Source organism: Pseudomonas sp. (assembly GCF_050739995.1).
Taxonomy (GTDB): Bacteria; Pseudomonadota; Gammaproteobacteria; order Pseudomonadales; family Pseudomonadaceae; genus Aquipseudomonas.
Genome location: NZ_JBOICG010000652.1, coordinates 1 through 10,327, shown reverse-complemented (window position 1 = coordinate 10,327; position 10,327 = coordinate 1). Strand labels below are relative to the sequence as shown.

The following is a 10,327-nucleotide window of genomic DNA, read 5'->3' as shown; positions in this document are numbered from 1 at the left end:
GTGCCGGTAATCCAGCGTTTGAACAACGCCCGCGCACCGTAGGCTGGCAGGATATTGAAGAAGGCAAAGCCGACTTTGATCGCGATCTGCACGTAGATCATGCTCAGGATGTCACTGGTTTGCATCGCGCCGTAAAAGGCGATGAAGCAAAACAGGAAACTGTCGATGATCACTGCGAAGAACGTGCTGAGGAAGATGCGCAAGTACAAGTACTTGGAGTTGGTCAGCTCTTTGATCTTGCACAGCAAGTAGGAGTTTATGTTCTCGGACACCAGGAACGACACCGAGGAGGCAACCAGTACCGAGGACACTTGAATGATTACATCGTTGTACGGCCCATCCAGCTTCCAGCCCGGCAACCCCGGCAGAAAGGTCGAGCCGTAGAGCAGGATGATGATCATCGCGTTACTGGCAAACGCAAACAGAATGGCCCTTCTGGCCAGACGCAAGCCGAACTGCTCGTTCAGCAGGTCCACGATCAGAAAGGTCAGCGGGTACAGGAAGGTGCCCGGCGTCACGATGATGCCCAGCGACTCCAGGTAAATAGGCTTGGTCGCGGCAATGCTAGTGAAAATATAGAACGTGAACAACAACAGGTTGAGGATGATGTAGATCATCCACGAGTTCTCGTTGCGGTCATTCAGGTCATAGGCGGTCAGCGTTCCTCCCTGTGAATAGAACTTCTTGTACATGTTCTTGACTTCCATTTTGTTCAGGTTGTCCATTATTTCGCTGTTGATGACTTCGCTCAGTTTCATCTTGATGACCTTGCCGGTGGCAATCACCATGATCACTGCCAGGCTCTTGTCATTCTCAAACCCCAGCAGTTTGTATTTGCTGTTTTCGACGGTCGCTTCATACGTTGTCATTGAAGCGCTCCTCGATGATGTCGCCGACCACACACAGGCGCTCTGAGTTGCTACAGGCTTCAAGGGTGATGAACATCTTGCGGGTGGCCCGGTCGTACACCAACTTTTCCTTACCGGTGCTCGACGTGCCTTTTTGCACGATCAGCAAGTCGCCGGCTTCGTTGATACCGGGAATACCCTGTTCCAGACGTACGCCGATCAGGTTGCAGCAGGTGCCGAAGTAATAGGTCAGCGGATACAGCGTGGCCAGTTCGCCGATACGCTTGTCCAGATTCAGGATGACCTGGCTTTCCTTGAGGATCGGCACCGCCGCTGGGTTCATGTTGCCCTGGGGGGAAACACTGCTCTCGATGATTTCCTTGGCTTCGAAATCGACGGTCTCGATTTCGTCGTAGGAGATGCCAAAGAAGTCGGAGATCTTGCGAATGGTCGACTGTTGTACGTTGACGACCTTGCCTTCGAGGATGTTGTAGATGGTGGTCCTGGTCAGGCCGGCGGCACTGCTTAACGAAAGCTGGGTTTCGCCACGGCTTTTGATCAAGTACTTGATGTTGCTCTTCAAGTGCTCGGCTTTTTCCCGTTTGTGTATCACGTGCTCACCACTTCCCTTTAGTTATAAACGTCCGTTTTCATACCGCCTGGCTTCACGGCGTCGCGAGTGTTGCACGCGTCGGCCACAACAATAAAGTGCGAATGCTCTGCCTCGCTGTTTTCTGGCGACCTAGATCGGCAAAAATGAACATTTAATTTGGAAAATGTTTAAATTCCTGTTTAATTGGACGCCTCGGTTCAGGATGAATTCGCTCGCAATACCCAGGAAGGGAACCGCACTGATGGCACTCAATACCGCACCACTGAAAGATCAGGCCGACCTGCTGCGTCGTGGCCTGGCGGATCTGCGCGCTGAAGACGCCGAGCTTGCGAGCATCCTCGATGCGGAAGTCACGCGACAGCACCGCACCTTATCCCTGGTCTCTTCCTCCTGTGCCGTCAAGCCGCGCACGCTGGTGGCCTGCGCCTCGGCGCTGGTCAATGTCACCGCTGAGGGCACACCGGGCAGACGTCATCGTACCGGCTGTGAGAACGTCGACCTGGTTGAGTCCTTGGCCATCCGCCGCGCCCGGGAACTGTTCGATGCCCACTACGCGGGTGTGCAGTCGCATTCGGCCTCCAACGCCATTGCCCAAGTGTTGTCAGCGCTGCTGGAGCCTGGGGATACGTTGCTCGGCATGGCCCATGACCATGGTGGCGCGCTGACCCTGGGCAGTCCGGCCGTGTTCACTGGCGCTTACTACAAGGCCCTGCGCTACGGCACCACCGCCGAGGGCCTGGTGGATTACGCGCAAGTGCGTAGCCTGGCGCTCGCGCACCGCCCGCGCATCATCATCTGCGGTGCATCGGCTTACTCACGGGTGATGGATTTCGAGCGGTTTCGCGCGATTGCCGACGAGGCAGGTGCCATTCTGCTCGCGGACATTTCCCACATCGCCGGGTTGGTCGTAACGGGGCGACATCCCAGCCCGATCAATGCCGCCCATGTCACCGTCACCTGTACCCACAAGCAACTGGGCGGGCCGCGAGGCGGCCTGGTGCTGTGCGGTCGTGATGCCAACAGCAAAGTGCCGGGCTTGAAGTCGACTTTCGCCCGCGTGTTGGATCAGGCCGTGTTCCCACGTATGCAGGGCGCGCCGGCCGTCAACCTGATCGCCGCCAAAGCCGCCGCCCTGGGCTACGCGAAATCAGTGGAGTTCGACGCCTGTATGGGGCGGGTTCGCAGGCTTGCCGATGAAGTCGCCAGTGCGTTCCAGGCGCGGGGTTATGAGGTGGTCGGTGGGTGCAGTGAAAACCATACGGTGCTGATCCGCTTGCGTAACGACGTGACCGGCGCCATTGCCGAGTCGGCGTTGGAGGCCTGTGGCATCGTGGTGAACAAGCATCGTGTACCGGGTGAGACACGCTCTTCGTTGATCACTAGTGGGTTGTGCATCGGCACCGGTTCCATGGCACAACGTAACGTCGACTCAGAAGGCTGTCGCCAGATCGTCGAGTGGGTGTGCCAGGTGTTGGACCGCGTGACGCCGCTTGGCGAGCAGGACTACCAGCTTGAACCCGATGTGCAGGCGCCGTTGCGTACGGCGGTGGAGGCGTTGTGCGCCCGTTACCCGATTGCCGACTACCTGGATAGCTGACGCACAGGCACCGGGTTAAATCGACTGCCCGAGTGCTCGTCATACTCCTTTGTACGACCCGTGCGAATCCCTCGCTCGCCTACAAGGAGTAGTCATCATGGTCAGTGTCAGTCGTCGCTCTCTTCTCGCCCTGGGCGCGGCCTTGCCGGTGCTGGGGCACCTGGATTGGGCTGTTGCCGCCCCGGCACTGTCTGACAAGGTGCGGCTCAACTACAACGAAAGCCCCTACGGCCCCTCCGGAGCGGCCCGTGAGGCCATGCAGCGTGGGATCGCCCAGGCTGGCCGCTATCCCTACCCGGACATGTACGCACTCGCCGCTTTGTTTGCCCAGCAACAGGGCATTAAGGAAGAACAAGTGGCAGTATTTGCCGGCTCCATGGCGGCCTTGCGCTATGCCGTACTGGCGTTCACCAGCCCGACCCGCAGCCTGGTCATGGCTACGCCATCCTACGAAGTGCCGCGCCAGGCCGCCGAGTCGCGCAAGGTGGCGGTGCATGAAGTCGATCTCGACACTCAGCACGCCCATGATGTGCCCGCCATGCTCGCCGCTGATCCACAGGCTGGCATGTTTTATCTGTGCAACCCCAACAACCCCACCGGCACGCTGACGCCGACCGACGCCATTCGTCATGCCTTGGCCAATAAACCCCAAGGCAGCGTGTTGGTGGTGGACGAGGCGTATATCGACTTCTGCGACGCCCCCAGTTGCCTCAGTTGGGTCAAGGACCACGACGACCTATTGGTACTGCGCACGTTCTCGAAAATTTACGGTATGGCCGGTGCGCGCCTGGGCCTGGCAATCGGCCATCCTGCCTTGCTGGAGCGCTTGGCGGTGTTCGGCGGTGACAATGTACCGGCCGGTTCCAGCCTGCTCGGGGCACGTGCCAGCCTGGAGGACGCCAAGCTGGTGCCTGGGCGCAAGGTACTCAATGCAAGGTTGCGCGATGAAACCCTGGCTTGGCTGAAGGGGCGCGGGTTTACCTGCACGGCTTCGCAGAGCAATTGCTTCATGATCGACGTCAAGCAACCGGCGGAGCAGGTCATCGAGCGGCTGGCTGCACAGGGTGTACTGGTCGGGCGGGTCTGGAAGAACTGGCCGCAGTGGGTACGGGTGACCGTGGGTAATCCGCAGGAGATGACGCGCTTTCGTGAAGTGTTCACAGCGCAGGTGGTGAACGCTTAGACGCTCCCAGGACAGCCACTCCGGACATGCTGCATCCTCGCGTTTGTTAACGGCTCAAGGACGATCCCCATGCGACGCGATGGCCAGCCCGACCAGAACCCCTCCCTGTTGGCCGACGACATGCGCCAATTGCTCGATGCTGAGCTCAGCCGTCGTGGCCTGGGGCATTTCGAGGTTTACCAGTGTGGACCGACCCTGGATGAGGCCGAGATTGTTTCCAATTACCCTGAGGCCCTGGAACCGTCCGACACGTCCGATGACTTCTACCGACGTGACAAACTGGTGTCCCTGACCCGCAAACGTATCAAGCCATTTTTCTGGAGTGACGAAGACCTGCTTGCCCCGGTTGATGAGGCCGTGCCGGTGCCCGGTCCCTGTAAGCCCGTGGAAGAGGGCGCGAGCTTTATCGTGCATGGCAATCAGGGGTTCTATTCAGTCCTCAACCTGTGCAGCTTCGGCGAGCAGCAACAGTTTCGCGAGACGGTGCTGGCTAATCAGAGCGAGCTGCAGATGCTACTGGTTTCGGTGTATGACGAGGAGTTGGAGCGCCGCGAGCCGGCGAACCGGCAAACGGTGCTGACGCCACGGGAAACCGAAGTGCTGTCCTGGGCCAGTGTGGGCAAGACCTATAACGAAGTGGCGCTGCTGACCTCCATGACCTCGCACACCGTCAAGTTTCATATGAAAAACATCTTCATCAAACTTGAAGTCACCAACGGTAAATCGGCGATCCGCAAGGCCCTGCAATTGGGCTATATCCGCCACCCGTAACGGCATACCTCGCCAAATGGGCAGCTTGTTGGCGGCTCTAGGGTGCATTAGGTTCCACCGCTATTGAGTTCGACACCGGATGAACCGGCGTCGCCATTGCGAAGGAATCTCCTCATGAAACGCAGCTGTTACCAGGGCCCCCGCTAATGGGTACCTATCGTGCTTTGCGCAGCCTGAATACCCGGTTGCAGTCGCTGTTCATCATCACGCTGGTGTTCCGCATGGGCACCCTGGCGTTTCCCTTTTACGCGGCTTATCTGATGCATCAGCATGCTGTGTCGGCGGGCACTGCCGGCCTGTTGGTGGGGGGGTATGGCGCGGGCGCATTGTGTACCGACCTGATCATCGGGGCGCTGATCAAACGTTGCTCGGCCAGCCGCGTGATTCTGGCTTCCTTGCTGCTCAATGCACTGCTGTTGCTGATCATCCCGTCGGTGGAAAACACGTTTGCACTCTTGCTGCTGTCGTTCTTCTGGGGGGCTTGCTATGAGGCATTCACGCCGGCGACGCTCTCTGAAATAGTGGCCCATAGCACGGTGGAAACGCGCAAAGTGGCGTTTTCCTGCAACCGTCTGGCGATCAATATCGGCATGGCCATCGGGCCGCTGCTGGGCAGCCTGGTCTTTCTGAAGTATGCGGATGCGGTGTTCTACATCAATGCAGCGTTGTCCCTGGCGGCCTTTGTCGCTTGCTTGCTGCTGGGTCGTACGCAGCCGCTGGTCGTGGGGGCGCCGGTCGCTGGCAAAGGTGGTGGCTTGCCGCCTACGGCGCCGCACGAGCGTTCACGGTTGTTGGTAATTCTACTGGCGGCGCTGCCTGTGCACGTGGCTTATGCGCTGCCGCCGACCTTTCTGTCGGCGTACATCATCAACTACACCCAACTGCCCACCTATTACGTGGGCGTGCTGTTTTTCATCAACGCGTTATTGGTGATTGTGTTCGAAGTACCGATCAATCTGCGTATGGCGCATCTGTCGAGCAGTCGCGCGTTGGTGGCCGGCTTTCTGCTGGCCGGCGTCGGTTTTTTCTTGATGGGGTTCGGTGAGATAGGCGCGTTGCTGATGCTGGCCACGGTGCTGTGGAGCTTGGGCGAGATGATTGTGTTCCCCGGTATCACCCACTACATCAGCAGCATTTCCAGTCGTGATACGGTGGACCGCAACCTGGGTTATTACGCGGCAGGCGTCAATATCGGAGTCATGCTGGCGCCGTCGCTGGCATTCATGCTGGTATCGCAGCCGTCGCTACCTTCGCCGTGGTGGCTGGTCGGTTTCGTGTTGCTGCTGTTCGCGATCGCTGTCGGCGTGATGAAAGGCTCGGTGGTGTTATGGAACCGAGAGGCGTGAGCGGTACAAGGCGCGACATAGTGTGTGCGCGCCTCGGTGCATCAAGCGTTTACTGCGCGGCGATGGTGTAGCCGTCGAAGGCGCTTTGCTGCTGCAGTGCGGTCACGATGCTTTTGCGCGTGACCGGCTGCTCTGCGCCACTGTTGTCGACGAAGGTTTCACTTTCCAGCTCCGCCTCGCTGCCTTCACCCACGAACGCAAAGCCCAGGAACTCCAACGCCTCACGGTCAACGTTGAGCTTGGAGCGTGGCGTGCGCAGCGGCAGGGTGACGCTGATGCCGTCTTTGCTGATTACAAACACTTCGGTGTCTTTCTTGGCGCGGGCAGCCTTGCTCTTGCCGGCGCTCGGGTTGCTGATGGCCTGGTGGCTCTGGTTCAGCACCTTGAGGGCCAGGCCGTAGACCAACTCCTGAAACTCAGGGTCATCCTTGAAGCTGGACAGGATGCGGCTGATGGAAAACTGACTACTGAGGTTTTCCAAGGCGGCGTTGTCGGCGGCTTCGGCGTCCTTCAGTTGCTTGAGCTGGCCCATCAGATCGTAGGCTTTGTCATCGTCGAAGGCATCGTGTGCCTGGCGAATCGCCATGCGCAGCTCGCGGATCTGGTCGCTTTCCTTGGAGGTGTGGAACGCGTCCAGCACCATCTCGCTGATGATCTTGGCCGCTGGCACATGCTGTGAAAGATTGATGGCGTTTTCGTATTCAGCTTTGGATTGCAAGGCGACTACGGATTCTTCGGTGTGCGAATCGGACATTGAAATTTCACTACGTCAGTAAACGGGGACAAAAAAGCGTCGCGCATTTTCAAGGGGCAGGGGGATCAGGTCAAGGCAGCACTCGAATTGACCCTGACCCACATCAAAACGCCATCTCCCCAAACCCGCTACAACACAGGTGCCTGAAGAACCGATAAAAACAACCACTGGCCTGTGCCGAGGGGACCGCCCCACGCTCAGGTGATTAAAGGATTAATACAATGGCGCTTTCCCTCTCCCGCCTGGCCTTGCTGGGGGCGACGCTTTACCTGGCGCTACCCTTGTACGCCGCTCCCACCGAAGTCGAACACGGTAAATACGTTGCGCAGCTGGGCGACTGCATCGCCTGCCACACCGCCAGCCAAGGCCGGGTGATGGCCGGCGGGCTGGAGTTGAGCACGCCGATGGGCACGATCTATTCGAGCAACATCACGCCGGACCCAGAGACCGGAATCGGTCGCTACACCTTCGAGCAGTTCGACCGGGTGATGCGCGAAGGTGTGACGCCTACGGGGATGAACCTGTACCCGGCGATGCCGTATCCGTCCTACGCCAAGATGAGTGAAAAGGACATGCGGGCGTTGTTCGCCTACCTGATGCAAGGCGTGGAGCCCGTGCAGCAAACCAACCTTGAGGCCGACATGGGCTTCCCGTTCAACCAGCGCTGGGGCTTGGCGCTGTGGAATTTTGCCTTCCTCGATAAGCGGCCGTTTACCCCAGACCCGAACCGTGACGCTGTGCTCAACCGAGGTGCCTACCTGGTGCAGGGCCTGGGCCATTGCGGCTCATGCCACACACCGCGTGGCATCGCGTTCCAGGAAAAAGCCATGAGCGATGACGATGACCGTGGTCGCCATTACCTGGCCGGGGAAACCGTCGAGCATTGGCGCGCCTTGAGCCTGCGCAACCTGTGGACTGTTGAAGACACTGTGCAATTGCTCAAGACCGGGCAGAACCGCTTCGCCACGGTGGCCGGCAACATGGCCGATGTGATTCACCACAGCACCCAGCATTTCACTGATGATGACCTGACCGCCATCGCCAGTTACCTCAAATCCCTGCCACCGGGTAAAGACGATCTGCCGATGCCCTCGGTAGCCCGTGCCCCAGCGGCACCGCCCGCTGATTTGTTCACCAGCCGTGGGGGCTTGGGCTACATGCAGTTCTGCAGCGACTGTCATCGCAGTGACGGTGCTGGTGTGAAAGGTTTGTTCCCGCCCCTGGCCGGCAACCCGAGCATCACCTCGAACAATCCGACCTCGCTGCTGCACATCACTCTCACCGGTTGGGAAACGGCGCAAACCGCCACTCACCCACGGGTGTACACCATGCCTGGATTCGCTCGCCTGGCGGATCAGGAAATCGCCGAAATCCTGAGCTTTGTGCGCACCCGTTGGGGCAACGAGGGCATACCGATCAGCGTCGCCCAAGTGAAGAAGCTGCGCGATCAACTCAACCCGGCCACCACGGATTCGTCGGCGTTTGAAACCCCGCGCCTGGCCAACCTGCTCGCCGCCCCCAATGCCGACCAAGTGCTTCGCGGTATGCGCCTGCACCTGCAAACCAAAGAACTGCTGCCCGACAACGTCGGCAACTCGCTCAATTGCACCAGTTGCCATCTCAACGCCGGTACCGTGGCAGATGGCTCGCCCTTTGTCGGTGTGTCGGCGTTCTTCCCCAGCTATGCGCCGCGCGCGGGCAAAGTAGTGACCTTGGAAGAGCGCATCAACGGCTGTTTCCGCCGCTCGATGAACGGCCAGCCGCTGGCGCCGCAATCGGCGGAGATGCAGGCGATGGTGGCCTACTTCGACTGGATGAAAAACAACACCCGCCCTGAAGACAAGGTGGCGGGGCGCGGGGTCGGCAAGATCGACCCGGCGATCAAGCCGAACCTGGACAACGGCAAGCAGGTCTACGCCCAGCAATGTGCGGTGTGCCATGGCGACAATGGCCAGGGCCTGGCGCGTGCCGATGGCGAGTTGATCTACCCACCGCTGTGGGGCGAGCAGTCGTTCAATATCGGTGCGGGTATGGCCCGCACTTACACGGCGGCCGCGTTCGTCAAACGGAATATGCCGATTGGCTTCCACGAGAAATTCCCGTTGGGCCAGGGCGGTTTGTCGGATCAGGATGCGGTGGACGTGGCGGCTTATTTCTCGGGGCAGCCTCGCCCGGATTTCACGGACAAGGTCAAGGACTGGCCCAACGGCGGCAAGCCGGTTGATGCGCGCTATTAAGCCAGTTGTTTGAGGCATGCCTCCAGGATATCCAGGCCCTCCTCCAGCACCGCAGGCTCGATGGTCAGCGGTGCCAGCAGGCGGATAATGTGTCGTGACTTACCGCTTGGCATCAGCAGCAAGCCGGCATCGCGAGCCAGGCCCAGCAGTTGGGTCAACTGCTGGGCGGCGGGCGAGCCGTCGGCATTGGTCAGTTCGATGCCACGCATGGCGCCGACGCCGGTCAGGCGGCCCAGGTAAGGGGACACATCCTGGGCGCGCCAGCTGTTGTAGCGGCTGACGATGGCTTCCTCCTGCTGTGAACCCCAGGTTTTCAGCTGGTGATCCGTCATCGCATCTAGGGTGGCCAACGCAGCCGCGCAGGCAATGGGGTTGCCGGAATAGGTGCCGCCCAGGCCGCCTTTGGGCAGGCTGTCGAGCAGGGCTTTGCGGCCGACCACTGCACCCAATGGCACACCGCCGGCGATGCTTTTGCCGAGCAGGATCAGGTCCGGTTCGATACCCAGTCGCGAGAACGCAAAACGCTGGCCGGTGCGGCCGAAGCCGGATTGTATTTCGTCGGCAATCAGCAGGATGTTTTTCTCGTCACAGAAGCGGCGCAGGGCTTGGGCAAACTCGATGTCCAGGGCCAGGAAGCCGCCTTCACCCTGCACCGGTTCGAGGATGAAGCAGGCCACGTCATTGACGTCGATTTCCACACTGAACAAACGGTCCATGGCCTTCAGCGCTTCGGCGCAGGTCACTCCGTTGTCGGCGCTGGGGTAGGGCAGGTGATACACCGGGCCTGGCAGTACACCGACCTTTTGCTTGTAGGGCGCGACCTTGCCATTCAGGTTGAGGGTGGCCAGGGTGCGGCCATGGAAGGCGCCGTCAAAGGCGATCACCGCCGTGCGGCCAGTGGCGCCGCGGACGATCTTCAGGGCATTTTCAGCGGCTTCCGCGCCGCTGTTGGTCAGCATGCCGCTGACCGGGTAATCC

Annotated in this window: 9 protein-coding genes; 5 read left to right on the top strand and 4 right to left on the bottom strand. The window is 59.8% G+C overall.

What is annotated here, in order from left to right; all coding sequences use genetic code 11:
• Together ACRESD_RS22030 and ACRESD_RS22025 are read right to left on the bottom strand one after the other, a co-directional pair.
• Positions 1 to 869: queuosine precursor transporter (locus ACRESD_RS22030; protein WP_431752840.1), on the bottom strand; the 869-nt coding region annotated here is incomplete at its 3' end.
• Positions 856 to 1,461, bottom strand: a complete 606-nt coding sequence (locus ACRESD_RS22025) for a helix-turn-helix transcriptional regulator (RefSeq protein WP_431752839.1) — start codon at positions 1,459 to 1,461, stop codon at positions 856 to 858. The genes ACRESD_RS22025 and ACRESD_RS22030, both read right to left, overlap by 14 nt.
• A gap of 241 nt (positions 1,462 to 1,702) precedes the next feature.
• Between ACRESD_RS22025 and glyA the strand changes: the two genes are divergently transcribed.
• From glyA to ACRESD_RS22005, 4 genes are all read left to right on the top strand, one after another.
• Positions 1,703 to 3,058, top strand: a complete 1,356-nt coding sequence (gene glyA / locus ACRESD_RS22020; protein ID WP_431752838.1) for a serine hydroxymethyltransferase — start codon at positions 1,703 to 1,705, stop codon at positions 3,056 to 3,058.
• 97 nt (positions 3,059 to 3,155) lie between these two features.
• A complete protein-coding gene (locus ACRESD_RS22015; protein WP_431752837.1) occupies positions 3,156 to 4,241 on the top strand; it encodes a pyridoxal phosphate-dependent aminotransferase in 1,086 nt (361 codons plus the stop codon).
• Between the two features lie 69 nt (positions 4,242 to 4,310).
• Positions 4,311 to 5,012, top strand: a complete 702-nt coding sequence (locus tag ACRESD_RS22010; RefSeq protein WP_431752836.1) for a LuxR C-terminal-related transcriptional regulator — start codon at positions 4,311 to 4,313, stop codon at positions 5,010 to 5,012.
• A 146-nt stretch (positions 5,013 to 5,158) separates the two neighbouring features.
• Entirely contained in the window at positions 5,159 to 6,358 is a 1,200-nt protein-coding gene (locus ACRESD_RS22005) for an MFS transporter (RefSeq protein ID WP_431752835.1), read from the top strand.
• 49 nt (positions 6,359 to 6,407) lie between these two features.
• Here the strand turns inward: ACRESD_RS22005 and ACRESD_RS22000 are convergent, their stop codons facing one another.
• Positions 6,408 to 7,112, bottom strand: coding sequence for a hypothetical protein (locus ACRESD_RS22000; RefSeq protein WP_431752834.1), 705 nt, complete (start codon positions 7,110 to 7,112; stop codon positions 6,408 to 6,410).
• Positions 7,113 to 7,333: 221 nt separating this feature from the next.
• Here ACRESD_RS22000 and ACRESD_RS21995 point away from each other — a divergent pair, with 221 nt between their 5' ends.
• Positions 7,334 to 9,349 (top strand): c-type cytochrome, encoded by a 2,016-nt coding sequence (locus ACRESD_RS21995; protein WP_431752833.1) that lies wholly within the window; start codon positions 7,334 to 7,336, stop codon positions 9,347 to 9,349.
• Here ACRESD_RS21995 and ACRESD_RS21990 read toward each other — a convergent pair.
• The coding region (locus ACRESD_RS21990) for an aspartate aminotransferase family protein (RefSeq protein ID WP_431752832.1) at positions 9,346 to 10,327 on the bottom strand (982 nt) is incomplete at its 5' end. The two genes, ACRESD_RS21995 and ACRESD_RS21990, sit on opposite strands and share 4 nt — an antisense overlap.

Excerpts from the sequence above, each read along its gene's own strand:
- glyA (WP_431752838.1), top strand. The coding sequence starts at position 1,703 with ATGGCACTCAATACCGCACCACTGAAAGATCAGGCCGACCTGCTGCGT.
- ACRESD_RS22015 (WP_431752837.1), top strand. The coding sequence starts at position 3,156 with ATGGTCAGTGTCAGTCGTCGCTCTCTTCTCGCCCTGGGCGCGGCCTTG.
- ACRESD_RS22010 (WP_431752836.1), top strand. The coding sequence starts at position 4,311 with ATGCGACGCGATGGCCAGCCCGACCAGAACCCCTCCCTGTTGGCCGAC.
- ACRESD_RS22005 (WP_431752835.1), top strand. The coding sequence starts at position 5,159 with ATGGGTACCTATCGTGCTTTGCGCAGCCTGAATACCCGGTTGCAGTCG.
- ACRESD_RS22000 (WP_431752834.1), bottom strand. The coding sequence starts at position 7,112 with ATGTCCGATTCGCACACCGAAGAATCCGTAGTCGCCTTGCAATCCAAA.
- ACRESD_RS21995 (WP_431752833.1), top strand. The coding sequence starts at position 7,334 with ATGGCGCTTTCCCTCTCCCGCCTGGCCTTGCTGGGGGCGACGCTTTAC.